The organism is Rhizobium sp. LARHSG275, assembly GCF_052871115.1.
Genome location: NZ_JBIXJN010000015.1, coordinates 103,313 through 126,999, shown reverse-complemented (window position 1 = coordinate 126,999; position 23,687 = coordinate 103,313). Strand labels below are relative to the sequence as shown.

Annotated in this window: 22 protein-coding genes and 1 tRNA gene; 9 read left to right on the top strand and 14 right to left on the bottom strand. The window is 60.8% G+C overall.

What is annotated here, in order from left to right; genetic code table 11:
- Nucleotides 1-434 precede the first annotated feature (434 nt).
- Nucleotides 435-701, top strand: a complete 267-nt coding sequence (locus ACIPSK_RS21180; RefSeq protein WP_018071017.1) for an SEL1-like repeat protein — start codon at nucleotides 435-437, stop codon at nucleotides 699-701.
- 253 nt (nucleotides 702-954) lie between these two features.
- Here ACIPSK_RS21180 and ACIPSK_RS21175 read toward each other — a convergent pair whose 3' ends face one another.
- Nucleotides 955-2,070 carry a pyridoxal phosphate-dependent aminotransferase gene (locus tag ACIPSK_RS21175; protein WP_162118996.1) on the bottom strand — a complete coding sequence of 372 codons (1,116 nt, stop codon included), beginning with the start codon at nucleotides 2,068-2,070 and terminating at the stop codon, nucleotides 955-957.
- Between the two features lie 104 nt (nucleotides 2,071-2,174).
- Nucleotides 2,175-2,576, bottom strand: a complete 402-nt coding sequence (locus tag ACIPSK_RS21170) for a pilus protein PilZ (RefSeq protein WP_017963642.1) — start codon at nucleotides 2,574-2,576, stop codon at nucleotides 2,175-2,177.
- A 459-nt stretch (nucleotides 2,577-3,035) separates the two neighbouring features.
- On the opposite strand from ACIPSK_RS21170, the gene ACIPSK_RS21165 reads away from it, so the two are divergent.
- Nucleotides 3,036-3,482 (top strand): baeRF12 domain-containing protein, encoded by a 447-nt coding sequence (locus tag ACIPSK_RS21165; RefSeq protein ID WP_162118997.1) that lies wholly within the window; start codon nucleotides 3,036-3,038, stop codon nucleotides 3,480-3,482.
- 126 nt (nucleotides 3,483-3,608) lie between these two features.
- Here ACIPSK_RS21165 and ACIPSK_RS21160 read toward each other — a convergent pair whose 3' ends face one another.
- Complete coding sequence (locus ACIPSK_RS21160) at nucleotides 3,609-4,475, bottom strand: LysR family transcriptional regulator (RefSeq protein ID WP_162118998.1); 867 nt, start codon at nucleotides 4,473-4,475, stop codon at nucleotides 3,609-3,611.
- A 90-nt stretch (nucleotides 4,476-4,565) separates the two neighbouring features.
- Between ACIPSK_RS21160 and ACIPSK_RS21155 the strand changes: the two genes are divergently transcribed.
- Nucleotides 4,566-4,817, top strand: coding sequence for a hypothetical protein (locus ACIPSK_RS21155; RefSeq protein WP_168724953.1), 252 nt, complete (start codon nucleotides 4,566-4,568; stop codon nucleotides 4,815-4,817).
- On the opposite strand, the gene ACIPSK_RS21150 is transcribed toward ACIPSK_RS21155, so the two are convergent.
- A complete protein-coding gene (locus ACIPSK_RS21150; RefSeq protein ID WP_162118999.1) occupies nucleotides 4,768-5,100 on the bottom strand; it encodes a hypothetical protein in 333 nt (110 codons plus the stop codon). The genes ACIPSK_RS21155 and ACIPSK_RS21150 overlap by 50 nt on opposite strands.
- Before the next feature lie 354 nt (nucleotides 5,101-5,454).
- On the opposite strand from ACIPSK_RS21150, the gene ACIPSK_RS21145 reads away from it, so the two are divergent.
- Together ACIPSK_RS21145 and ACIPSK_RS21140 are read left to right on the top strand one after the other, a co-directional pair.
- Nucleotides 5,455-5,895 carry a glyoxalase superfamily protein gene (locus ACIPSK_RS21145; protein ID WP_017963646.1) on the top strand — a complete coding sequence of 147 codons (441 nt, stop codon included), beginning with the start codon at nucleotides 5,455-5,457 and terminating at the stop codon, nucleotides 5,893-5,895.
- Between the two features lie 85 nt (nucleotides 5,896-5,980).
- Nucleotides 5,981-7,348, top strand: a complete 1,368-nt coding sequence (locus ACIPSK_RS21140) for an MATE family efflux transporter (protein ID WP_162119000.1) — start codon at nucleotides 5,981-5,983, stop codon at nucleotides 7,346-7,348.
- A 44-nt stretch (nucleotides 7,349-7,392) separates the two neighbouring features.
- Here ACIPSK_RS21140 and ACIPSK_RS21135 read toward each other — a convergent pair whose 3' ends face one another.
- From ACIPSK_RS21135 to ACIPSK_RS21100, 8 genes are all read right to left on the bottom strand, one after another.
- Entirely contained in the window at nucleotides 7,393-7,554 is a 162-nt protein-coding gene (locus tag ACIPSK_RS21135; RefSeq protein WP_017963647.1) for a hypothetical protein, read from the bottom strand.
- A gap of 163 nt (nucleotides 7,555-7,717) precedes the next feature.
- Nucleotides 7,718-8,554 carry a helix-turn-helix transcriptional regulator gene (locus ACIPSK_RS21130; protein WP_162119001.1) on the bottom strand — a complete coding sequence of 279 codons (837 nt, stop codon included), beginning with the start codon at nucleotides 8,552-8,554 and terminating at the stop codon, nucleotides 7,718-7,720.
- A 50-nt stretch (nucleotides 8,555-8,604) separates the two neighbouring features.
- Entirely contained in the window at nucleotides 8,605-8,832 is a 228-nt protein-coding gene (locus ACIPSK_RS21125; protein ID WP_162119002.1) for a DUF1127 domain-containing protein, read from the bottom strand.
- An 89-nt stretch (nucleotides 8,833-8,921) separates the two neighbouring features.
- Complete coding sequence (gene iolB, locus ACIPSK_RS21120) at nucleotides 8,922-9,719, bottom strand: 5-deoxy-glucuronate isomerase (protein WP_162119003.1); 798 nt, start codon at nucleotides 9,717-9,719, stop codon at nucleotides 8,922-8,924.
- Between the two features lie 185 nt (nucleotides 9,720-9,904).
- On the bottom strand, nucleotides 9,905-10,822 hold the full coding sequence (gene iolE, locus ACIPSK_RS21115) for a myo-inosose-2 dehydratase (protein WP_162118529.1): 918 nt from the start codon (nucleotides 10,820-10,822) through the stop codon (nucleotides 9,905-9,907).
- Nucleotides 10,823-10,989: 167 nt separating this feature from the next.
- Entirely contained in the window at nucleotides 10,990-12,840 is a 1,851-nt protein-coding gene (gene iolD / locus ACIPSK_RS21110) for a 3D-(3,5/4)-trihydroxycyclohexane-1,2-dione acylhydrolase (decyclizing) (RefSeq protein ID WP_026154083.1), read from the bottom strand.
- 202 nt (nucleotides 12,841-13,042) lie between these two features.
- On the bottom strand, nucleotides 13,043-14,977 hold the full coding sequence (locus ACIPSK_RS21105; protein WP_017963653.1) for a bifunctional 5-dehydro-2-deoxygluconokinase/5-dehydro-2-deoxyphosphogluconate aldolase: 1,935 nt from the start codon (nucleotides 14,975-14,977) through the stop codon (nucleotides 13,043-13,045).
- Nucleotides 14,978-15,069: 92 nt separating this feature from the next.
- Nucleotides 15,070-15,945, bottom strand: coding sequence for a MurR/RpiR family transcriptional regulator (locus ACIPSK_RS21100; RefSeq protein WP_017963654.1), 876 nt, complete (start codon nucleotides 15,943-15,945; stop codon nucleotides 15,070-15,072).
- 206 nt (nucleotides 15,946-16,151) lie between these two features.
- Here ACIPSK_RS21100 and ACIPSK_RS21095 point away from each other — a divergent pair, with 206 nt between their 5' ends.
- The 4 genes from ACIPSK_RS21095 (at nucleotide 16,152) to ACIPSK_RS21080 (ending at nucleotide 20,521) form a co-directional block, all read left to right on the top strand.
- Nucleotides 16,152-17,267 (top strand): Gfo/Idh/MocA family protein, encoded by a 1,116-nt coding sequence (locus ACIPSK_RS21095; protein ID WP_017963655.1) that lies wholly within the window; start codon nucleotides 16,152-16,154, stop codon nucleotides 17,265-17,267.
- A gap of 185 nt (nucleotides 17,268-17,452) precedes the next feature.
- A complete protein-coding gene (locus ACIPSK_RS21090) occupies nucleotides 17,453-18,670 on the top strand; it encodes an FAD-dependent oxidoreductase (RefSeq protein WP_162118528.1) in 1,218 nt (405 codons plus the stop codon).
- A gap of 169 nt (nucleotides 18,671-18,839) precedes the next feature.
- Nucleotides 18,840-18,930 (top strand) — tRNA-Ser (locus tag ACIPSK_RS21085).
- 568 nt (nucleotides 18,931-19,498) lie between these two features.
- Nucleotides 19,499-20,521 (top strand): porin, encoded by a 1,023-nt coding sequence (locus tag ACIPSK_RS21080; RefSeq protein ID WP_017963657.1) that lies wholly within the window; start codon nucleotides 19,499-19,501, stop codon nucleotides 20,519-20,521.
- A gap of 97 nt (nucleotides 20,522-20,618) precedes the next feature.
- On the opposite strand, the gene ACIPSK_RS21075 is transcribed toward ACIPSK_RS21080, so the two are convergent.
- Nucleotides 20,619-21,524, bottom strand: a complete 906-nt coding sequence (locus ACIPSK_RS21075) for an alpha/beta fold hydrolase (protein ID WP_162118527.1) — start codon at nucleotides 21,522-21,524, stop codon at nucleotides 20,619-20,621.
- A gap of 65 nt (nucleotides 21,525-21,589) precedes the next feature.
- On the bottom strand, nucleotides 21,590-23,665 hold the full coding sequence (locus tag ACIPSK_RS21070) for a lytic transglycosylase domain-containing protein (protein ID WP_162118526.1): 2,076 nt from the start codon (nucleotides 23,663-23,665) through the stop codon (nucleotides 21,590-21,592).
- Nucleotides 23,666-23,687: the final 22 nt, after the last annotated feature.

Here is a 23,687-nt window from a genome sequence, read left to right as displayed (position 1 = left end):
TTCCTCCATGTCCTTGATCGCCGCGAAAATCTGACGCGAACGTAAAGGCAAATAAGACCGATCGCAGTTCTGCAGATCGGGCGAAACGGCAGAAAAAAGCCATGCGGCGAGCTTGTAAAGATATCGTCTGCTGATTTTATGATGAATGATCCGTTTATTTTCAAATCTGAATCTTTCGTAAAATTCAAACGAAAATCCTTAATTCGCAAGGAATCTGATGTTTAACAAAAATCCAAATTTACCAAGCATTTGCACTTTGTTTGTCTAGAATTAATCATGCATTTTAGGCGTTTTTTGAAGGCGGCTTGGCATAGTGAAGCCATCAAACGAGCGGGGCAAACCCGCCGAACCGGAAGGGCCGCAAGCCGCGATAGACGGCGAGGCCCAGAGGTAAAACAGGGTAAGTCATAAACAGGCTAACAGGGATAAAACCGATGGCACGCTTTGAAATGCACAATGCTGAAACGGCCACCATGGGTGGCGACAACAGCGCCGATGTCTTCTGTGAAATGGGTCTAATGTATGCGACCGGGCGCGGCTGCGAAGTCGATCTCGTCGCAGCCCACAAATGGCTGAACATCGCCGCAATCAAGGGCAACGATCGCGCCGCCGAGCTTCGTGCCGACGTGGCCGCCGCCATGGACAAGATGCAGCTCGTGGCAGCGCTGCGCGCCGCCCGCGAGTGGATGACGGTTCACTAGAACAGGATGATTTTAGGCCGCTTCGGCCTAAAGTTTGAATCCTGTTCTAAATTAAAGAGTTAGAGCATGAGGTCATCCGAAAACCGCTTACGCTTTTCGGCATCTTGCTCTGAGGCCGTCTCCGATCAGGAATTCGACAAGAGCAGCAATAACAACCTCAAAAAGAGGGGGCTGGCGGGCGCTTTCGACAGGGCCGACGCCGGGAGAAGAGAACCGCGACCGGATTTCCTCCACCGGCCGCGGTTCTTCTGTTTTATCCGCCGATCTTTTTCAGAACCTGCGGCAGAGCCTGTTCGAGTAGCGCCATGTCCGCCTCCGGCCCGACGCTGATGCGGATGCAGCGGTTGAGGGGCGCCACACCGGGCATGCGGATGAAGACGCCGTGCTCTATCAGGCCGTCGACGATCGACCGCGCATATGAGCCGTCGCGCCCTGTGTCGATTGCCACGAAATTTGTTGCCGAGGGCAGGGGGATGAGGCCGTTCGCCCGGGCGATGCCGCCGATCCGCTCCCGCGCCGCATGTATTTTCCCGACCACCTCGACGAGATAGGCCTGGTCCCTCAGCGCCGCGAGCGCCGCCGCGGTCGCCAGCCGGTTCATGCCGAAATGATTGCGGATCTTGTCGAAGGCCTGCGCCGTGCCTGCCGTCGAGATCGCGTAGCCGGTGCGTGAGCCGGCAAGTCCGTAGGCCTTTGAGAAGGTGCGGGTGCGAACGACGTTCGGCATCTCGATCAGCGAGGCGATCGACGGCAGCGAACCTGCCGGCCCCGTCTCGCTATAGGCCTCGTCGAGCACCATCAGCGTCGTCTCGGGCAGCGCATGAGCGAAAGCGACGATGCTGTCGGCATCCCACCAGCTTCCCATCGGATTGTCGGGATTGGCGAAATAGACGAGCGGCGCATTCTCGCGCTTCACCGCATCGAGCAGCCCGTCGAGATCCTCGCGGTCGTTTGCGTAGGGGACTGTCACCAGCCGGCCGCCGAAACCGGCGACATGGAAATTGAAGGTCGGATAGGCGCCGAGCGAGGTGACGACGGGCGCGCCCGGTTCGATCACCAGCCGGACGATCTGGCCGAGCAATTCGTCGATGCCGCTGGCGATAGCGATATTGGCGGCCGAGACGCCGAGATGGCCGGCAAGCGCTTCCCTGAGCGCGAAATTCTCCGGATCATTGTATTTCCAGATATTGCCGGCGTCCTCGCGCATCGCGGCAAACACGGAAGGCGCGGGGCCGAAGCCGTTCTCATTGGCGCCGATGCGCGCCAGGACGGCAAGCCCGCGCTGGCGCTCGATGGCCTCGGGACCGACGAAGGGAACTGTGGAGGGCAGGGCGCTGGCAAGAGGTGTGAAGCGCGAAAAGGCGGACATGCGAAGGCGGTTTCCCGGACATATTGACAGTCGGGGCAACAATAGGCCCGGGCACGGCCAACGCAAGCAAGATTATTTCTGCAATAAGCCTGCTACGGACCGGTTCACGCGCGGAAGATCGGCGCGCCTCGAGCGGCGATTGCTTCCATGTTGCCGACGAGGAAATCGGTGCGCACGACGCGGCGCAGAACCTCGGGATCCATGATGTTGATGAACCGCACCCCAATGCGTTCCTTGTGGCGATAGACCTCGGCACATCCGATGCGATAGGCGAGGCCGAGAATGTTGAGATAATAATGCTTCGGCAGACCGGCCGTGGTTGAGACGACGAAGGTGGCGCCGCCCTGGGAGATATCGATGATCTCGGCGCTTCGCATCGAGACGCCGGTCAGGCACGGCCGCACGGCGACGATGCGGGCTGGCCGCTTGACGATGAATTCTTCCCAGCGCAGGTCGTAGACAGCGGACTTGACCGTGGCAAGGTGTGTAGCGCGGAGCATAGTCATTCACATTCTCCGTCAGTCAGGACGCATTTGCGGTCTGTGATCTCAATCAGGCGGTCAATTGAGCAAGCTGGTCTTCATCCCGAGCAAGCTGGTCTTGCTCCGAACCAAGGTCACATGAATGTTTTGCGCATTCGTCAAATATAAAATTACAATTTTAACGAGCTCAAACTTTGTTCTTATGCGGGACGCCCTCCTGTCCATTATCGGGACGCAGGCTTCCCTGCCGAAGTGCCGTTTCGGCCAAAAAAATCTGACGGTGAATCAGCGCTCCGCGCCGGTTGCGACAGATGCTGTGAGCGGGAAAGGACGAGCAGTATCCGTCACACAAGAGCAAAGGCCGGGCGGATCGTCGGCCGTTCGATTTCGGCGCAATTTTCCCGAACTCTTTCAATTGCCGGGCGTTCTGCCTTGATCGATGAAGCACGGCGCGCTTCGAGTGACGACAGCGAGGAGTTGAAGATGACCGACGTCAAAATCCCTTGGAAATCATGGGTCGTGGTCTGCAACGGAGCCAAGGCTCTGATCATGCAGAATGCCGGCGGCGCCCAACTGATGAATCTGAAGGTGCTGGAAACTCTAACGCAGCCGAGTGAGCCCGATCGCGAGATCGGCGCCGACAAGCCCGGCCGCAGCCATGCCGCCGATGGCTTCAGCCGCAGCGCTGTCGAGGAGACCAACTGGCAGGATCAGGCCGAAGCCGAATTTCTGAAACATGTGGCGGAGAAGCTCGACGAGTTGGTGCAGGAAATGAATGCCAGTCGCATCATCCTCGTTGCGCCCCCGAAGGCGCTAGGCGCTCTGCGGCCCGCTCTCAGCGCCGATACGCAGGCGGTGATCACCGCGGAAGTGGCGAAGGACTATACCAATATGCCGGTCGACGAGATCGAGCGGCATCTCGCCGCCTGAGCCGTTGGAGCAATTCCAGGAAAAGTGTGAAGCGGTTTTCCGTCCGGAATTGCGTAGAGACAGAAGGATAGAGCGGTTGCCACTCTAGCGGCACCCTGAGGAATCGCTGGCGACCGCGTTTTCGTGTCATGCCGATGGTCTCTGCCCGGCAAACAGCTCTTCGTGATCGGCAAAGAGCGCCGCCAGGCGGTCGATGACGATCCTGACCTCCGGCCGTTGCCGCTCGTCGTCATGCGCAACGATCCACATCTCGTAAGTCAGCTCGTCGATCACAGGTCCGGCGCGGATGAGCCTGCGCTCCTGATCGCCGATGAAACAGGGGAGCACGCCGCGGCCGGCACCGCCGCGGATCAGGTAAAAGAGCATGTGTGGCGTGTTCGTCCAACTGGTGATCCAGGAATCCGGCTGTTCGAACGTCCATTTGTCCGCCGGCGTGATGGCGGTATCGGTGCCGAGCGAGATCCAATTGCAGTTGGCCGGGTCATAGCTGGCCGCCTGATAAGCCGCATGCGCCACCTTGACCGAACGGCGGATCGCGACGTTGCCGCTCTCCGGCCGGCTGTGGCGAATGGCGATATGCGCCTCGCGATAGGTGAAATCGACGCTCGCATCGCATGTCTTGTAGCACATGCGGAAGCTGTCCTTCGGCGTCCATACGCTAGACAGATGGTCGGCGACGAAGCGTGAGGTCCAGCTGTCGGCGGCCGTCGAGACGATCGGCAGTGTCAGCACCTCGCCGCGCCAGTCGGAAATCGCACGCGCCGCATCCTGCATCAGCCGGACGCGATCGAGCAGCTCCTGCCCGTCCTTCGCCAGCAGATAACCGGTGGGGCCGCGGCTGAACAGCGATCGGCCCGTCACCCGTTCGAGCGCCAGCATGCGCCGGCCGATCGTCGGCGCGCTGAGCCCGGTACGCACTGCCGCCGCAGAAAGCCCGCCGCCGGTGGCAACATGGAAGAAAAGTTGCAGGTCGTCCCAGCTCGCATCTTTCATGGATGAAAACCCCCTTTCCCCAGCGCCTCTACATCGAGAGGGCGCGAAGGCTTAGCTCGAGTGCTCCAGCAATAGATGGAGGATGAAGCAATGCTTCTCAACTGGGTTGTTCTCTTCAGGGGGATCGAAATCCGCAATCGCCGGATCCGCCGCGATCCCTTGGCCGATCCGCTAGATAAGCCCGAGTGGCGCGCATTTCTCTGGGCCGTTCCGGCAATCGCGCGTCTCGCCGCAAGACGGGGCGGCGAAACAAAGGCGACGCGCCGTGATGATTCACGGATCGGAAAAAGCCTCAGCTTTCGAAGTTCAATCGCAACACGTGGTGCAGGAATTCCGGATTGATCAGCATGTTGAAGCTGATCGTCACCAATTCGCCTTCGCGCTTGACCACGGTCGCACCGATCTCGTCATGGATGCCGAGGATTTCGAGGAAGAAATGGCTCGGCATTTCCAGGTTCGGGCTGACTTCGAGCAATGCGCCGGCAAGCGTGATCGTGCGGATCAGGCAGCGCAGCTGCGTTCCGGTGCTGAGGTGATGGCCGACGAAGATGATGTTGCCGGGCCTGTCGAGATTGAATTCCCTGTAAGCACGTTCCGGCTTGGGGTGTTCTGTGTCGAGGTGCATCTGAAAGGCCCTTTTAGCCTCCGCTTGTAATACGACAGGATATTAGCTGAAGAATGCTGACATTTGCTGAAGAACACCGTTAAGATTGGATGCTTATGTAAAAGCCGCGGGAAAATCGCACCGAATTCGTGCAGATTTGCCCCAAAATTGCGCATTCCTGAGGCGGATGCGCCATTCTTGACATGTCGGCGGCGTTCGCGCATACAAAGGCCGGTTCGAGGCACCGGCCGCTCGCGGATGAAAATCCATGGTGAAGTCCTCGCGATCATGGTCACGGCCCTTTGTGCATGCTGACTGGCGGCAAAGCGAGCTCCCATCCGCAGTCGAAGAGCATGCCTTCCGAAGGCTCAGTCCATGACGACGACCTATCCTGCCATTGACGAATTGAAGGCTCAGGCCAAGCGCCTGCGCCAGGCGATGAACGATCGCGGCACCCCGCTGACCCACAGTGCGGCCCTGGAAATGATTGCCCGCCAGCATGGCGCGCGCGATTGGAACACGCTTGCGGCCCTTGCGGCAAAGCCCAATGCTAGCCCGAAGACGCCGCTCTTCGTCGGCGCGCATATTCGCGGCCGCTATCTCAACCAGCCGTTCACCGGCGAAGTTCTGGCGCTCTCGGCCCTGCCGGGCGGCGATCTTCACAGGATCACCATCCATTTCGACGAGCCGGTGGATGTCGTAACCTTCGAGAGCTTCTCGGCCTTTCGCCGGCGTGTGAACGCGCAGATCGATGCCGACGGCGTCTCGCCGAGGAAGACCTCGAACGGGGTGCCGCATCTGGTGCTCGATCTCTAGATTGTTTTTATCCTTTTGAGGCCCTCCGGATCCGCATGACTTTTAAGCCGGATCGGACCCTGCCTCCTATCGCACGGATTTCTCCATGACCGATCTTTCTGAAGGCAATACCTTTCTCACCGGCTGGCTGCCGGGCGTCTTCATCAAAACGGCGGCACCGATCGTCGCGATCACCACCGTCAACGGCCTGTTCACCGTCGTCGACGCCTGTTTCCTCGGTGCCTATGTCGGCCCGGACGCGCTCTCTGCCGTCAGCCTGATTTTCCCCGGGCTGATGCTGCTGGTCGCCCTGCAATCGCTGGTCTCGAACGGCATGGCGAGCATCCTCGCCCGCCGGCTCGGCGCCGGCAATCGCGATGGGGCGCGTCGGGTGTTTGCCGGTGCGCATGCGCTGGCGCTCGCCGTCACCCTCATGCTCAATCTCGTCTACTGGAGCGCGGGCCGGCAGGTCATCGATGCCGGTGCTGCCGGCAATGGCACTGTTGCCCATGGCGCCATGCTGTTCATGGGCGCGATGATCGCCTGTGCGCCGATCAGCTTCCTCCTGTCGCTGCATCTCGACGGATTGCGCTGCGAAGGCAAGATCGGTTTCATGACGCTAGTGACGCTGTCGGCCTCGCTGCTCAATGTCCTCGCCAACTGGCTGTTCATGGCGGTGATGCATTGGGGTGTGCTCGGTTCGGCAGCCGGCTCCATCGCGTCGCAATTCCTCTGTCTCGCAGCCGTGCTCGCCTATCGCTGGCGCCGGCCGGCGGCACTCAGGCCTTCCCCGGGGTTGGCTCTTGCCGAATGGCGCGACATCGTCGCCTTCGGCGCGCCGATGAGCCTCGGTTTCATCGGCATATCGCTGGCCTCGACCGCCATTCTGATCAACGTCTCGCTCTGGAGCACGCATCATTACGTCGCGACGGTGGCCGCCTATGGCATCATCACCCGGATCATGACCTTCACCTACCTGCCGCTGCTTGGCCTCTCCATCGCGCTGCAGACCATCGCCGGCAACAATCACGGTGCCGGCCTTGGGCTCCGCGTCGGCCGCAGTCTGCAGATCGCCATGTTCGCAGCACTCGTCTATTGCACTCTGGTGGAGATCACCGTCGAGCTGCTGGCGGGCCGACTCGGCGCCGTCTTCGTTGCTGATCCCGCAATTATCGCCGAGGTCAGGCGAATTCTGCCCTGGACGATCGGCGCCTATTTTCTCTTTGGGCAGATGCTGATCCTGTCGTCCTATTTCCAGTCGATCGGCGATGCGCCGCGCGCGGCGATCCTTGGCCTGTCGCGGCCCTATCTGCTCACCCTGCCGCTCACCTTCCTGCTGCCCTTCGTCTTCGGCGAACGGGGAATTTGGATGGTGCCGGTCTTTGCCGAGGCGGGCATGTTCATCCTTGCCTTCCTGGTGCTGTCGCAGAATGCGAAGCGCCGCGGTTGGCGCTACGGGCTTTTACGAACCTGAAACGGAAAAGCCGCACTCACCAGAGCGGCTTTTCCTGCCATTGTCTATTCCTTGCCGCTCGAAGCGGCCGAGGTCGCGGCTTCCGCCTCGTTCAGAGCCTCGGCGCATTCCTGGCAGCAGACTTCGACAGTCTTGCCGCCGAGCTTGACGGTAATGGTCTCTGCGCCGAGTTCGCAGTCGCAGGCAGCGCATGTGGTCTTCTTCATCTGAGGATCCTCCGTTGATCGTCCTGCGATCGGGACAGTCTCATAAGACCATCGAACACCGCATTGCCGCTGTCGAAATCTTTAGCGATCGACCTCCTGCATAATTCAAAGTGCTGCAGTGTCCCTTACGGTTCTTGAAAAGACATGACGGCGCTGTAGGCTTTCACCTGCGCCGCAGCTGCGCCGCTCGCTGGAATTCGGCCGGAGTCTGCCCGAAGGACTGCTTGAAGGAAGCGCTGAAATGGCTGTGGCTGGAAAATCCGAGATCAAGCCCGAGTGCCGTCAGATCCTCATACTGGTCGAGCAGATCAAGCGCGCGGGCAAGCCGCAGCCGCAGCTGATAGCGATAGAGCGGCGTCGCCTCGACCTGCTGGAAGACCTGAGTGAGATAAACGGGTGAGACGCCCACTTCGGAGGCGATTTCACCGAGCGTCCAGCGCCGCGCGAGATCGGAGGAAAGCACCAGCTTTGCCCGGTCGACGAGTTTCTGCCGGCCGGCGCTGGCGCCGGCGGCATGCGATGTGCGCTCGCCGAGCGAACGGCGCACGAGCGTCAGCGCCAATATTTCCGCTTCCAGCGTTTCGGCGAAGTTGCGGCTGAGACCATGACGCAGGAGAGCGACCAGGGCCTGCGCCCGCGGATCGATCCGTCGGCGCTGGCGGCGGAAGGCAAAAGGCGGGCCGGGTTGCACCTGCTCCTTCGGCGTAAGCTCTTCGAGCATGGATTCGTCGATCGCCAGATCTATGCAGGCGTCGCCGCCCTCGATGGGATGGCTGATCCGATATCCCTGGCCGGCATTGAAGAACAAGACCTGATTGGCTTCGGCCACCGTATCATTGCGGCCGACATGCCGCATGAAGACGCCGCGATAGGGATAGACGAGGCTCGTCCTGTGGGCGCATTCCTCGTCGCTTTTGTGCCGGCACTCGCCATTGCAGACGATGTCACGAATGGTGACCGTCTTCGTTTTCAGGAGCGGTGCCGTTGAGAACTGCGACATTGCATATTCCGTATCAGACAGGACAGACCGACAGTACTTATAACAGCACTTCAGTATCGGCTGTAGACATGAACATCGCTTTCCGTCTGCCCCCTGGAAAGGCCGATATCCTTCAGCTGCTCATCGGAAAGTTCCATCAACGCATTCAGGTTGCGTCGTTCGCTCACCTTGCGTGCCAGCCAGTGGGCAGCGGTGATGATCGCAAGAAAAAGGCCGGGCCGTATAGAGCGCGAAGAGCGAGTATTTCGGGCCGGTATCGTAAAATTCGAGCTGTGCATGGTGATCCTCCATCCGTGTTTGGATGGAGGCAGTGAACCATCAGCGGCGGTTTCGCGCTGTCAGATTATTTAGCGATCGGAGGCGACGCTTACGCTTTCAGCAGCCACTCATGCTCGGCGGCATTGTGGAATTTCCAGATCCGCTGCGGTCCGGCCATGACGTTGAGGTAGTAGAGATCGTAGCCATGGCAGGCGGCGCAGGGGTGATAGCCCTTCGGCACCAGCGTCACATCGCCGTCCTCGATCGCCATCGCTTCGTCGAGCGAACGATCGTCGGTATAGACGCGCTGGAAAGCGAAGCCCTGCGGCGGGTTGAGCCGATGGTAATAGGTCTCTTCCAGGAAACTCTCGTTCGGCAGGTCGTCCCGGTCATGTTTGTGCGGCGGGTAGGAGGAGGTGTGTCCACCCGGCGTGATCACCTCGACGACCAGCAGCGAATGCGCCGAACTGTCGTCCTCCGGCATGATATTGTTGACGTAGCGCACATTCGTGCCCTTGCCGCGCGTCACCTGCGGATGCGTGCCGGGCGGGATGGCCTTTGCCTGATAGGTACCGCCGCCGGGTGCGGAGCAGACCGCGAGCTCCAGATCGGTCTCCGCGGTCACCGACCATGTCGATTCCATCGGGATGTAGAGCGCATGCGGCGCGCCGTCGAACGGGTTCATCCGGCCGCCGAGCGTGCCGAAATCCTTGGTGCCGGCAGACGCCTTGCCCTTGCCTGTCACCCAGACGAGGCAGACTTCCCGATCGCCCGTCTCCCCCGAAACGGTCTCGCCCGGCTTCATTCGATGCAGATCGAAGCCGACATAGGTCCAGCCGGCATTTTCCGGGGTGACATGCGTGACGCGGCCGTGGGTGCCGGACGGTTTCACCTTGAGATTTGGCATTGGTGTTTTTCCTCTTGAGTTGGAAAATTCCCCTCCCAACCCTCCCCGCAAGGGGGAGGGGCTAACCTCCCGTGCTGTCTCGCCCACATTACGGTGTTCCTTTTGCAAGGTGGCCGTTGTCTGGTGTGGGCGGTGCCAAGTTAAGTCCCTCCCCTTTGTGGGGAGGGGGAGGGGTCTTGTACTCGCTATCCCTTGGGGAAGCCTTCCGTTTCGACGGTATAACCAGCAGCCGTCATGACGCGCATCAACTCGGCGTGGCCGATCTCGGCCATTTTCTGCGGCGGGGCCTTGCGCGGATCCTGTTCGGCCTCGACAACGAACCAGCCTTCATAGCCGTGATCGGCCAGCCGCTGGACGATGGCGGCGAAATCGAGCGAGCCGTCGCCCGGCACCGTGAAGGCGCCAAGCGCCACCGCATCGAGGAAGGACTGCCGGCTGCGATCCAGCCCATCCACCACCGGCTTGCGGATATCCTTGACGTGAACGTGGTTGATGCGGGCGTGGTGGTTTTCGATGGCGCGCAGCACGTCGCCGCCGGCAAAGGCCAAATGCCCGGCATCGAGCAGCAGCGGGATGCCTTCGCCCGAATGGCGCATGAAGGCGTCGAGTTCCGGCTCGGTTTCGACCACGGCGGCCATGTGATGGTGGTAGGAGAGCGGCATGCCCTGCTCGGCGCACCATTCTCCGAACTGGGTGACGCGGTGCGCATAGGCCCTCATCTCGTCATCGGAAAGACGCGGCTTGGTCGCGAGCGGCTTGGAGCGGTCGCCCTGGATGGAGCGGCCGACTTCGCCATAAACGATGCAAGGTGCGGCGACGGCCTTGAACAGTTCGATCATCGGCGCGATACGGTCCTTGTTGGCGGCAAGCTCCTCGTCAACAAGCGTGCCCGAGAACCAACCGCCGCACAGCGTGACGTCGGCGGCGCGAAGGATGGGCAGCATCACCTCGGGATCGTCGGGGAAGCGGCGGCCCTTTTCCATGCCGGTAAAGCCGGCACCGCGTGATTGCCGCAGGCATTCCTCCAGGGACACATCGTCGCTGAGCTCGGGAAGATCGTCGTTCCACCAGGCGATGGGCGACATGCCGAGTTTGGCCTTCATCAACATTCTCCTTAAAAGCATTGCGGAAGAGACGGGACGCTCCTCCGAGAAATGATAGCACCACAGCACCGCGCGCCTTTCAGACGCGCAAAGGACGCTGTAGCACCTCGAATTGCTGCATAATTTTGTCCTTAAATCGGTCCCGATTTAAGGAATTATGCAGTAGATTAACCGATGCGCTGGGCAGCACGTGCTTCGACATAGCCCTTGCGCGCTTCGTTGACCTGTTCGCGCGGGCTGACCTCAGGCACCGCGACATCCCACCAATGGCCGCCGGCCTCCGTGGTAATGAGCGGATCGGTGTCGATGACGAAGACCGAGGTGCGGTCGTTTTTCTTCGAGTCGGCGATCGCCTGCTCGAGTTCGGCGATCGAGGCGACCTTGACGGCGATGGCGCCCATGCTTTCGGCATGCGCGCGGAAATCGATCTCCGGCATCACCTCGTGGTAGGAGTCCTTCAGCAGATTGTTGAAGTTGGCACCGCCGGTTCCCATCTGCAGCCGGTTGATGCAGCCATAACCGCGATTGTCGAGCAAGACGATATTGAGCTTGAGGCCAAGCATGACCGAGGTGGCAATCTCGGAATTCATCATCATGTAAGAACCGTCGCCGACCATGACGACGACATCCCGTTCGGGACGTGCCATCTTGGCGCCGAGCCCGCCGGCAATCTCATAACCCATGCAGGAAAAGCCGTATTCCATGTGGTAGCTACCCGGCGCCGTCGCCGGCCAAAGCTTGTGCAATTCGCCGGGAAGGCCGCCTGCAGCACAAAGCACCGTCGTATTTTCGCCGCCGAGCGTGCGCGCCACCGCGCCGATCACCTGCGCATCGGAGGGCAGGGCGGCATTGGTCGTCGCCATCGCCCTGTCCGCTGCCTCCATCCAGACCTTCTTCTCCGCAGCCGCCTTCTCGATGAGGGCTGCCGGCGCCTTCCAGCCCGAAAGCCCTGCCGACAGTGCCTTCAGCCCTTCGCGGGCGTCAGTCACCAGCGGATAACTGTCGTGCTTCACCGCGTCATAGGCGGCGATGTTGAGCCCGATCATCTTGAGGCTGTCGTTCTTGAACAGTGCCCAGGAGCCGGTGGTGAAATCCTGGCAGCGCGTGCCGACGGCGATGACCAGGTCCGTCTCCTCCGCGATCACATTCGCCGCCGACGTGCCGGTGACGCCGACCGAGCCGAGCGCCAGCGGATGGGTTTCGTTGATCGACGACTTGCCGGCCTGGGTGACGACGACGGGAAGGTCGTGAGCCTCGGCAAAGGCGGCAAGCTCCTTCGTCGCCTGCGAATAGAGCACGCCGCCGCCGGCAACGATCACCGGCTTCTGCGACGTCTTGATCAGCGCGATGGCATTCGCCAACTCGTCCGCATCCGGCTGCGGCCGGCGGGTCGTCCAGACTTTTTCATCGAACAGGCTTTCCGGATAATCGAAGGCTTCTGCCTGAACGTCCTGGCAGAGCGACAATGTTACCGGACCGCAATCGAGGGGATCGGTCAGGACCTGCATGGCGCGCTTCAGCGCTATGATGATCTGCTCGGGCCGGGTAATGCGGTCGAAATAGCGCGAAACCGAACGGAAGGCATCATTGGCCGAAACCGTGCCGTCGCCGAAATCCTCGATTTGCTGCAGCACCGGATCCGGCGCGCGGTTGGCGAAGACGTCGCCCGGCAGGAAGAGAACGGGAATACGATTGACATGCGCCACGCCGGCGGCCGTCACCATGTTCAGCGCGCCGGGGCCGATCGAACTCGTGCAGGCCATGAAGCGCGTTCGGAAATTCGCCTTGGCATAGGCGATTGCGGCATGCGCCATGCCCTGTTCGTTGTGAGCGCGATAGGTGGTCAATTCCTCGCGCACCTGATAGAGCGCCTCGCCGATGCCGGCGACGTTGCCGTGACCGAAGATCGCCCAGACGCCGCCGAAGATCGGCACCTTTTTGCCGTCGACAACAGTCATCTGTACTTTCAAGAAATGCGCGACGGCCTGCGCCATCGTCAACCGTATCGTCTTGCCCATCGGGTCCTCCCGCAATCTTTCTTTTCGCGTTTCCCCTCCCCAACCCCTCCCCACAAGGGGGAGGGGCTAACCTGCCGGGCCCCCCTCATTCTCGCCGCAATGTCTCCTCCAAAGGGGAGCTTGCTGATGGCGTGAGGCGGTGCCCCGGGTTAAGTCCCTCCCCCTTGTGGGGAGGGTTGGGGAGGGGGTCTTAGTTCTAAGCCTACTGACGCCCGCGCGTCTTCAACCACGCTTCTGTCAGGTGTCGGAAACGGCCGGCCATATCGGCGATCGCTTCCTCATCATTCATTTCGCCTGAAAGCCATGCGCGCGCCGGATCGGCAAAGATCGTCCGCCCGACAGCAAAGCCTTTCACGGAGGGAGCTGCCAGCGTCGCCTCGAAGCACGAGATCAGTTCGTCGGCGGGCGCCTCGAGCCCCAGGAGCACGATACCGCGGCACCATGGATCATTTTTGGCGATCACCGCATCGATCTTCTTCCAAGCTCCACGGGATGCTTGCGGCTCCAGTTTCCACCAGTCCGGCTTGATGCCGAGCGCATAGAGTTCCTCCAGCGCGGCCGCGATCGTATCGTCGGTGAGCGGCCCGTTCTTGCCGGCAATGATCTCCACCAGCAGCTCGCGGCCGACCTTGCGGGCGGCCTCGAACAGCGTCCGCAGCTTCTCCTGCTGCTCCGTCTTCAATTCAGCCGGATCATCGGGATGATAGAAACACAGGCACTTGATGCAATGGCCGAGCGGCCATTCCACAAGCTGCGAGCCGATATCCTGGCTGAATTCGAAGCGGAGCGGCTTCGAGCCCGGCAATTCCACCGGCCGGCCGATCCAAGAGAAATTCTTCGTCGCCGCATCGAAGAAAGCGTCGCGGCCGAAGCGTTCGTCGATCAGCATGCCGTAGCCGTCGCGGCCGTTCGAAACCCGCGCCGCTGCCGCCACCGCCAGCCGTTTGAAGGCGACGATCTTCTCATGGCCGACGCCGAGCTCATCGGCGACGCTGACGAGCTGCGAACGGTGGTCGATCGCCAGCGCCATCAAAAGCGGGATTTCGCCGCGCCGGGTCGATGCCCAGTGGATATGGTTGAGCGCCTCGTCCTTGCGCAGCGCCCGGTGCTTGCTGCCGGTCGTCAGGAAGAAGTCGAGTTCCGACCAGGTCGGATATTCCGGCGAGCAGAGCAGACGAGAGACGGCGAAGGCGCCGCAGGCATTGGCCCAGGTGGCACAGGTCTTCAGCGGCTCGTCGCGCAGGAAGCCGCGCAGGAAGCCGGACATGAAGGCATCGCCGGCGCCCAGCACGTTGAAGACCTCGATCGGGAAACCCTGGCCGATGATGCCGGCTTCGAGATCGTCGGCGATCGGCCCGTCATAGACGATGCAGCCCATGGCGCCGCGCTTGAGCACGATCGTCGCCGGCGACAGCCGACGGATCTCCTTGAGCGCGCCGAGCACGTCGTCGGCGCCGGAAGCGATCAGGATTTCCTCTTCGGTGCCGACGATGAGGTCGCAATCCGGCAGCGTCTCCTTCATCTTCGAGGAGACCCGGTCGGATTTTACGTAGCGTTCGAAGCCTTCCGCATGGCCGGCAAGGCCCCAGAGGTTCGGCCGGTAATCGATGTCGAAGATCACCTTGCGGCCGTTCGCCTTGGCGATACGGATAGCTTTGCGTTGTGCGGCCTCCGTATTCGGCCGGGAGAAATGCGTGCCGGAAACGAGAACGGCGCGCGACGATCTGATGAAATCTTCGTCGATATCACCTTCATCGAGCGCCATGTCAGCGCAGTCCGACCGATAGAAGATCATCGGCGACACGCCCTCGGCCTCGACCGCCAGCAGCACCAGCGCCGTCAATCGCTCCTTGTCGGTGACGATGCCGTCTGTCGCCACGCCTTCGCGCGCCGACTGCTCGCGGATGAAACGTCCCATCTGCTCGTCACCGACGCGGGTGATGAGGCCGGATTTGAGGCCCAGCCGCGCCGTGCCGATGGCGATATTGGCCGGGCAGCCACCGACGGACTTGGCGAAGGAACCGATATCCTCCAGCCGCGAACCGATCTGCTGACCGTAAAGATCGACCGAGGAACGGCCGATGGTGATCACATCAAGCGCCGGCTCCGGCTGTGAACCCGGATTCGATTGTACCATGATGTCCTCCCGCTAGATTTTGCGCGGCTTCCAGTGCCTGCGAATTTTCAATAATGAAACATCGGTTCCGATATTTTGTCAATTCGGAATGTTTATTCCATTTTGCCTTTTACAGGTTTTGACTGCTGATCCTTGCGCCGCCGCTCAGCGATTGCAACCGGCAATGCCATAGTGAGCGCCATCGAGGCCGAAAGCGAGCGGAAGCCGGCAAAATCGGCCTCCGCCACCTCGAACCAGTGCGTGGCGCAGGCGGCAAGCGGCGAGAAGGCCGAATCGGTGATCGCGATGACGGGGACGCCGCGGTCGGCAAGCTCCTGGCTCTGGCTGAGGCTGTCGGCCGCATAGGGCGAGAAGCTCGCCGCGATCGCTGCATCCTTCGGTGTTGCGAACTGCACCATTTCAGGGTCGACGCCGTTTGGCGAGGCGACGATCTGATGACGGATGTTGAGCTTGGAAAAAGCGTAGGTCATATGCGCCGTCAAAGGGTAAGAGCGCCGTTTGGCGATCAGATAGATCGTCTCGGCGTTAGCAAGGATATTCACCGCTTTGGTGAAAGTATCGCTCTGCACCGTCGCCGCCAGCCGGTTGACCGATTGGTTTGCCGCGGCAATGAAGCCGGAGAGCAGATTGGCGTCCTCATCGTCGCCGTTCGATTGCTCGAGCGTGACGAGGCGCTCTTCGTAGCTCAGCGTCCGGTCCCGCAATCTTTCGCGAAAGATGCCCTGCAGGTCGGAAAAGCCTCCATAACCCAGATGATGCGCCAAGCGCACCAGCGTCGAGGGCTGGACGTCGGAGGCTGCCGCGATGCTTGCCGTCGTTCCGAAGGCGATTTCGTCGGGATTGCCGAGCGCGAAGGCGGCGACCTGCGCCAGCCGCTTCGGCATGCTCGCCTTGCGCTCGATGATGGCGCTACGCAGGCTTTCGAAATCGCGCGGCACACGCGCGTGCCTCTGGGGATCGTTATCCATGCTTACGGCTCACGAGATGAAACAAACATTCCATATTATCGAACATAAACGATTTCAAACGACACGGCTAATTGTTTTTAATCCCCTGTAATTGAAGGCTTTTAAACAATCTGCTCGGGAAGGGCGTAGAAATGCCTGCGAGCAGGTCCTTGTCAAAATGATCCAAATATTCCAAAAATCCGCGCACAGCTCTGGAGGAGACGGAAATGAAGCCACTCGGCATCGGTTTGATCGGCACTGGTTATATGGGCAAGTGCCATGCGCTGGCGTGGAATGCGGTAAAGACGGTGTTCGGCGATGTCGAGCGTCCGCGTCTTGTGCATCTGGCGGAAGCCAATGCCGAGCTTGCTAAGACTCGTGCCGGTGAATTCGGTTTCGAGAAGGCGACGGCCGACTGGCGGGCGCTGATCGCCGACCCCGAGGTCGACGTGGTCTCCGTCACCACGCCCAATCAGTTTCACCCCGAGATGGCGATTGCAGCCATCGAGGCCGGCAAGCATGTCTGGTGCGAAAAACCCATGGCGCCGGCCTATGCCGATGCCGAGCGCATGCTGGAAACGGCGAAGCGATCCGGCAAGGTTGCCGCCCTTGGCTATAATTATATTCAGAATCCCGTCATGCGGCATATCAGGACGCTGATTGGCGAAGGCGCCATCGGCACGGTCAATCATATCCGCGTCGAGATGGATGAGGATTTCATGGCCGATGCCGATGTCTTCTTTTATTGGAAGAGCGAGCTTTCCGCCGGCTACGGCGCGCTCGACGACTTCGCCGTCCACCCGCTGTCACTGCTCTGGTATCTCTTCGGCCATGTCGAGGCCGTCATAACGGATATGGTAAAACCCTATGCCGACCGCCCGCTGAGCGAGGGTGGCCGCCGTGCCGTCGAAAACCACGATGGCGCCAACGTGCTGATGCGGCTTGGCGGCGGCATTTCCGCCGTGTTGATGGCGAATCGCGCCGCCTGGGGCCGTAAGGGCCGCATCGCCCTGCAGATTTTCGGCTCGAAAGGCTCGATCGTCTACGACCAGGAGCGCATGAACGAATTCGAACTCTATCAGGCCGACGGCCGCGGCTCCGAACAGGGCTTCCGCAAGATACTGGCGGCACCTGCCCATCGGCCTTATGATCGGTTCATTCCGGCACCAGGCCACGGCCTCGGCTTCAACGATCTGAAGATCATCGAATGCCGCGAGCTGATCCGGGCAATATCAGGCGAGCCGTCGTCGATCGTGACATTCGAAGACGGTCTCAGGATAGAGAAGTCGGTGCATGCCATGGCACAGTCCTTCCACGAGCGCCGCTGGATCGAGATCGGCTGAATGTAAGAGGCCGCTTTCCGTTGACGGCGCACGGGCTACCGCATAATTCCTGAAATCGGGATCGATTTCAGGGATTATGCAGAAACTCAAAATGCGACAGCGTCCTTTGCGTGTCTGAAAGATGCGCGGCGCTTTACGGGACAGGCCTTGGCGTGGGTGTCGGGCGCAGCTTCAGGAGTGAGATCGTGACGGATAGACTGGTGATCATCGGCGCGGGACAGGCCGGTTTCGCATTGGCGGCCAAGCTGCGTGCGTTGAAGGATGCGCGCCCGATCACCCTCCTCGGCGCCGAGGAGGTCGCTCCCTATCAGCGTCCGCCACTGTCAAAGAAATACCTGCTCGGTGAAATGGCCTTCGACCGCCTGCTGTTCCGCGCCGAGCACTGGTATGCAGACAATGACGTCGATCTTCGCCGTTCAACCTGGGCCGAGCAGATCAAACCGGACAGCAAGCAGGTTCTGCTGCAGGACGGCTCCGTTCTCGATTACTGCACGCTGGCGCTGACCACCGGTTCGACGCCGCGCCGGCTGCCGGCCGCGATCGGCGGCGATCTCGAAGGCGTCTATGTCGCCCGCGACAAGCGCGATGCCGACCTGCTTGCCGACGAGATGCGTCCCGGTCGCCGCGTCCTCATCATCGGCGGCGGTTATATCGGTCTCGAGGCGGCGGCCGTTGCCCGCCATCGCGGCCTGGAAGTCACCGTCATCGAGATGGCCGACCGCATCCTGCAGCGCGTCGCGGCGAAGGAGACGGCCGACATCATGCGCGCGATCCACGAGACACATGAGGTGGTGATCCGCGAGAAGACAGGGCTCAAGCATTTGATCGGCAAGGATGGCCGCGTCACCGGCGCCGCACTTTCCGACGGATCGGTCATCGACCTCGATTTCGCCGTCGTCGGCATCGGCGTCGCGCCGAACGACCAGCTTGCCAAGGAAGCCGGCCTCGAAGTCGCCAACGGCATTGTCGTCGACGAATTCGCCCGCACCTCCGATCCGGCGATCTTTGCGGCCGGCGATTGCGCCGCACTTCCCTGGCAGGGCGGCCGCATCAGGCTCGAATCGGTGCAGAACGCCGTCGACCAGGCCGAAGCAGCGGCAGCCGTCATCGCCGGCGGCAATGAGCCTTATGCGCCGAAGCCGTGGTTCTGGTCCGACCAATATGACGTCAAGCTGCAGATTGCCGGCTTCAATCTCGGTTATGACGAGACGCTGCTGCGTCCCGGCACCCGCGAAGGCGCACATTCGGTCTGGTACTTCCGGGACGGCGTGCTGATCGCCGTCGATGCGATCAACGACGCGAAAGCCTATGTGACCGGCAAAAAACTGCTGGAATCCGGGACCAATCCCGACAAATCGATTCTCGCCGACCCTTCTGCTGACCTTAAGAGCCTGCTCGGCTGAGATCGGCCTCCTCATCGAAGAGAACGAAGCGCGATCAAATTCCACGGATCTCGGCAGGAGGCGAGGCCTATTTGCGCAACCAGCCGAATTGCCGCTCGCTGCATTTCTTCTGGTGAAAGCTCAAAAAACCCTTGCATTCACAGACCGGTCGCCATAGTTAGGCCGCACCGGAGAGGTGGCCGAGTGGTCGAAGGCGCTCCCCTGCTAAGGGAGTATACGTCAAAAGCGTATCGTGGGTTCGAATCCCATCTTCTCCGCCATTCTGATTTCCTGAGCGGCTGTCGATCTTTAGTTTCTGCCAGGGAATCACGTTCGCGTAGTCGGCTAGGTCTAGGGCCGCACGAATGAGAAAATCTCTCCCGCCCTGAAGCGAGAGAATCGGTTGCGGGAATCACCTCCCGCGCTCATGCCCGGCAGGTGGCAAAAGCGGATCGGTGCATGTCCGGTTACGCTTCCGACAATCCTGATATTCCCCGCAAGGCCTGGATTTTGTCAAAAAAGTGTCACGAATGTGTCGCAAAACGTATGTCCAATTCTTTGTTAACGCGACCTAAGCAGCCGCAAAATCAGGGTTTTCTTAACAAAGCATAAAGGAAATCGAGGCCGGATGCCCGACTTGTGTCCTTTCAGCAACAGGATCTCGGGAAGGCTCCGCCAAACCCCCTATCCGAGTAAGTTGGTGATTGCGTGACGGCTCCCGTCTTGTATTTTCAGCGTCGGAAGCAAGGGCGACTGATCGTCCACTTCTTGAAACACGGGGATGGGGCAGGGAACGCTGCTCAGCGAAAGATCCCAAACCCGATCGAAACTTTGAATTGGAGGTCATTTATGAACATCAAGAGCCTTCTTCTCGGCTCCGCTGCTGCTCTCGCAGTAGTTTCCGGTGCTCAGGCTGCTGACGCTATCGTTGCTGCTGAGCCGGAACCGGTTGAATATGTTCGCGTCTGCGACGCTTACGGTACCGGCTACTTCTACATCCCGGGCACCGAAACCTGCCTCAAGATCGAAGGCTACATCCGTTTCCAGGTTAACGTCGGCGAAGATGTCGGCGGCGATTCGGACTGGGATGCCGTCACCCGCGGTCAGGTTCAATTCACGGCCAAGAGCGACACCGAGTACGGTCCGCTGACCGGCGTCATCGTCATGCAGTTCAATGCTGACAATGCCACCGATCAGACTTCCAAGCTCGACTCCGCTTACCTCGACGTTGCCGGCTTCCGCGCCGGTCTGTTCTACAGCTGGTGGGACGATGGTCTCTCTGGCGAAACCGACGACATCGGTTCGGTCGTAACGCTCCACAACTCGATCCGCTATCAGTATGAAACCAGCGATTTCTACGCTGGCATCAGCGTCGACGAACTGGAAGACGGCGTTTACAAGGCCGGCGAAGAAGCCAACAACGTTGGCGTTGCTGTCGGTCTCGGCGGCAAGGCCGGCGCATTCAGCTACCAGGTCACTGCCGGCTACGACGTCGACAACGAAGACGGTGCTGTCCGTGCAATGGGTACGGTTGACATCGGTCCCGGTACGCTCGGTCTCGCCGGCGTATACTCTTCCGGCCCGAACTCCTACTACTCCTCGGCTGAATGGGCTGTTGCTGCTGAATACGCAATCAAGGCAACCGACAAGCTGAAGATCACGCCGGCCGTTCAGTACTACGGCAACTACTTCGGCGGCTCCAAGGTCGTTCCGGATGACTTCGACGGTCTCGGCGATGCCTGGAAGGTCGGTCTGACGGTCGATTACCAGATCGTCGACAACTTCTACGCCAAGGCTTCGGTTCAGTACCTCGATCCGGATGATGGTGACGACACAACTTCGGGCTACTTCCGCCTGCAGCGTTCGTTCTAATCTGATCTGATTTCGGTCAATCAGGAAAGCCCGGCTCTCGAGCCGGGCTTTTTTTGTATTTCGACAAATGGCAGGGATAGGTGCCGGATGTCCGGCGTCAATCAGGCAATCCGCAGGTGGCGAGAAATGCTCCAATCGCTGCGGGAGTACCGGCGTGATGCAGAAGGGGTGCGTGTCCCTGTCCATCGGCAGCATGCAGGATCAACCTCGGATGCCGGCGCGCCATTTCATCGGCGGTCTCCTTTGAAAGCAGAGACGTATTTTCGCCGCGGATCAGCATTAGTGGAAATCGGCTCAAGCGGTCGAATTGCTCCCAGAGATCGGGCATCGGCTGGCTGAAATCGACCGATTTCAGTGCCTCCGCGATCGCCGGATCGAAATCGGCGACAGGTCTTCCATCGATATCCCGATAGAGGGCAAGCGCCATCTCGTGCCAATCTTCTTCTGCAAGCGTGGTAAATGAAACGCCATGATTTTCCTTCAATATAACGGCCGCCTCGTTCCAGTCCCCCGGCTTCCTGCCGCTGTTGAGGTAGTCGCGAATTCTCGCCAGACCCTCAGCCTCAAGCACAGGCCCGATATCGTTGAGGATGACGGCTTCGAGAAGATCCGGCCGTGTCGCCGCGATCAGGTGCAGGATTAGCCCGCCTCGCGACGTGCCGATGAAGATCGCCCGCTCGATGCCGAGCGCCGCGCAGGCGGCGATGACGTCGCCGGCCTCGATGGCGAGATTGTAGTTCGCCTTGTTCTCATCCCAAGCCGAATTCCCCCGCCCGCGCGAATCGAGCGCAATCACCCTGCGTGGCGCCGTCGTGTCGCGGGAAAGAAGCAGCGCCAGCGGATGAAAATCCCGCGTATTGCGGGTCAGGCCTGGCAGGCAGATCACCGGCAGCCGTCCGGGGCTTGCCGCCCCGTCGGGCCGGTAGTCGCGGGCATAAAGCCTCAGCCCATCGGCAGACTTGTAAAATCGTTCCTGGAAACCAACCGCATCCGTATCCGGCATCGCATCCCCCGAGACCTGTTTGATCCCGCAGATGTAGCTTGCTTTTCGAGCCGCGCCAAACGGCTTCAGGAAGCGCTGCGTCCGCCGATGAGGTCACGCTCAATGTCGGTCGGCTGTCCGAGACGGGCTTTGTAGACCTCATAATTCTCCATCACCCGCTGCACATAGTTGCGCGTTTCGGGGAAGGGGATGCGCTCGATCCAGTCGACGATCTCGTCGATCGGCCTGCCGCGCGGATCGCCGTAACGGCCGATCCATTCCGGTACTCGCTTCGGCCCGGCATTGTAGGCAATGAAGGTGAGGATATAGGAGCCGCCGAAGGCGTCGATTTGCTCGCCGAGATAATGCGCACCAAGCGTCGCATTATAACCGGCATCGGCCGTCAGCTTGTCCTTCGAATAGGCGATGTTGTGGCGCTTGGCCACCGCCTGGGCCGTCCCCGGCAGAAGCTGCAGCAGGCCGCGTGCATTGGCCGCCGACACGGCGGCCGGGTTGAAGGCGCTTTCCTGCCGGGCGATGGCATAGGCGAGCGCCTTGCCGGAGCCTGATATATTGGCGTTCGCCGGGATCACGCCGACCGGAAAGGCGAGCGCCGCGACATCGATGCCGCGTCCATACGCGATTTTGCCGATCTGCAGCGAGAGATGATGATCGCCGGATTGCTCGGCCTGTGCCGCAAGGACAGCCAATTCGCCCGGGCTCTGCAACTGATCGGCAAGCGCGAGATAGAGAATATCGGCCCGCCATCCATGACCTGCGGCCTCCAGCCGGGCGATCGCCTGCACGGCTTCGCGTGCCTGGAAGCGTTGCCGGTCGGCAGTGCTCGGCGACGGATAGGTGACATTAAGCGTCTTTCGCCCCAGCCTTTCGGCCGCGAGCTGGCCATAGAAGGTGCCGGGAAAATTCGCGGCCTTTATATAGAATTCGCTGGATTTCCCGGGGCCGCCGGCTTCGGCTGCCCGTCCCAGCCAGTACCAGGCGCGTGAAACCGAGATCGGCCCGTTTGATGTCTCGAGGATCTTGCGGAAATGTGTTTCCGCCGTTGCCGGCTCCTGCAGGCCGCGAAGCGCGTACCATCCGGCATGGAATTCAGCCTCGACGATATCCGTCGGGCTCGTTGCGGCGTAGTTTGCGACGATGCGATAGGCAGGCTTGAATTGTCCCTGGTCGACGAGACCACGGCTGACGATGCGTTGCTCGTTCCACCATTCGCCGGAGTTGACCAGTTCGCTGCGCTCGGGCGGCATTTGCTCCAGAAGTGCTGCCGCCTCGGCATATTTGTCCTGTTTGCGCAGATATTCGATCCGCGCAAACAGCAGGCCGGCATCGGTGCGCCACTTCGCATCGACGGCGTTGAGCAAAGCGCTGGCGTTGGCCGCTTTGGCGTCGACCGCAGCCCAGGCCTTGTAGAGCGATTGTGCCTCGCCCATATCGCCGAAGCGCTTGGCCTGCGCCACACGGCCGCGATACATCAGATAGTCCATCCGCGCCTTGTGGTCGGCGGGTGTCAACAGCGCGGAAAACTCGATGAGGATCTTGTCCTCGGTCGCCTTGTCGAGAGCCTCTCCACGCCAGACCTTGCGGATATATTTTGCCGCTTGCGCTTGGCCGCCTGATGCAACCAGCGCCCGGCCGAGGATGACCGTACCCTGCATCGTCTCAGGCGCGGTATCGCCGAAGGCGGCAAGTATGGCGGGAGGGGCGGGATTTTCGTCATAGAGCGCGCGCTCGGAATAGGCGCGCAGCCGCGAAAGGCCCGGCCACCCCTTGAGCTCCTGCGCGGCGCTGGCGATTTCATAGGAGGGAACGCCCTTCAATCCGGAAACGGCAATCGCCCAGGTGAGGATATGGCGGTCGAGCGTCGCGTCGCGCATGCCGTCACGGATCGAAAGCGCCAGCTGCGGGTCCTTGTCGGAAAGCGCATCGAGGCCGGCTTTCAGGTCGCCGTTGACAGGCGCGATTGCCGGGCTGTGCGGAATGGCACCCGTTGTGATCGATTCCGGTATGGATGTCTCGGGAATGAAGCCGAGCGGCTTGACCTCAGGCATCGAAGGGCTCTCGCCGGGAAGCGGCGACGCAAAGCTGCCCCACGCAGCGGCAATGAAGCCGAAGGCGGACAGAATCAGGACAGCTTTCTTCATCCGGGATCTCGCAACGAAAACA

Bases quoted from the DNA above. Each gene is read 5' to 3' on its own strand.
- iolB (WP_162119003.1), bottom strand. From the start codon at position 9,719: ATGCCAAATCTCAAGGTGAAACCGTCCGGCACCCACGGCCGCGTCACG.
- ACIPSK_RS21105 (WP_017963653.1), bottom strand. From the start codon at position 14,977: ATGGTACAATCGAATCCGGGTTCACAGCCGGAGCCGGCGCTTGATGTG.
- ACIPSK_RS21135 (WP_017963647.1), bottom strand. From the start codon at position 7,554: ATGAAGAAGACCACATGCGCTGCCTGCGACTGCGAACTCGGCGCAGAG.
- ACIPSK_RS21145 (WP_017963646.1), top strand. From the start codon at position 5,455: ATGACGACGACCTATCCTGCCATTGACGAATTGAAGGCTCAGGCCAAG.
- ACIPSK_RS21170 (WP_017963642.1), bottom strand. From the start codon at position 2,576: ATGACTATGCTCCGCGCTACACACCTTGCCACGGTCAAGTCCGCTGTC.
- iolD (WP_026154083.1), bottom strand. From the start codon at position 12,840: ATGGGCAAGACGATACGGTTGACGATGGCGCAGGCCGTCGCGCATTTC.
- ACIPSK_RS21070 (WP_162118526.1), bottom strand. From the start codon at position 23,665: ATGAAGAAAGCTGTCCTGATTCTGTCCGCCTTCGGCTTCATTGCCGCT.
- ACIPSK_RS21125 (WP_162119002.1), bottom strand. From the start codon at position 8,832: ATGCACAGCTCGAATTTTACGATACCGGCCCGAAATACTCGCTCTTCG.
- ACIPSK_RS21150 (WP_162118999.1), bottom strand. From the start codon at position 5,100: ATGCACCTCGACACAGAACACCCCAAGCCGGAACGTGCTTACAGGGAA.
- ACIPSK_RS21080 (WP_017963657.1), top strand. From the start codon at position 19,499: ATGAACATCAAGAGCCTTCTTCTCGGCTCCGCTGCTGCTCTCGCAGTA.
- iolE (WP_162118529.1), bottom strand. From the start codon at position 10,822: ATGAAGGCCAAACTCGGCATGTCGCCCATCGCCTGGTGGAACGACGAT.
- ACIPSK_RS21075 (WP_162118527.1), bottom strand. From the start codon at position 21,524: ATGCCGGATACGGATGCGGTTGGTTTCCAGGAACGATTTTACAAGTCT.
- ACIPSK_RS21180 (WP_018071017.1), top strand. From the start codon at position 435: ATGGCACGCTTTGAAATGCACAATGCTGAAACGGCCACCATGGGTGGC.
- ACIPSK_RS21175 (WP_162118996.1), bottom strand. From the start codon at position 2,070: ATGTCCGCCTTTTCGCGCTTCACACCTCTTGCCAGCGCCCTGCCCTCC.
- ACIPSK_RS21095 (WP_017963655.1), top strand. From the start codon at position 16,152: ATGAAGCCACTCGGCATCGGTTTGATCGGCACTGGTTATATGGGCAAG.
- ACIPSK_RS21155 (WP_168724953.1), top strand. From the start codon at position 4,566: ATGCTTCTCAACTGGGTTGTTCTCTTCAGGGGGATCGAAATCCGCAAT.
- ACIPSK_RS21130 (WP_162119001.1), bottom strand. From the start codon at position 8,554: ATGTCGCAGTTCTCAACGGCACCGCTCCTGAAAACGAAGACGGTCACC.
- ACIPSK_RS21160 (WP_162118998.1), bottom strand. From the start codon at position 4,475: ATGAAAGATGCGAGCTGGGACGACCTGCAACTTTTCTTCCATGTTGCC.
- ACIPSK_RS21100 (WP_017963654.1), bottom strand. From the start codon at position 15,945: ATGGATAACGATCCCCAGAGGCACGCGCGTGTGCCGCGCGATTTCGAA.
- ACIPSK_RS21140 (WP_162119000.1), top strand. From the start codon at position 5,981: ATGACCGATCTTTCTGAAGGCAATACCTTTCTCACCGGCTGGCTGCCG.
- ACIPSK_RS21165 (WP_162118997.1), top strand. From the start codon at position 3,036: ATGACCGACGTCAAAATCCCTTGGAAATCATGGGTCGTGGTCTGCAAC.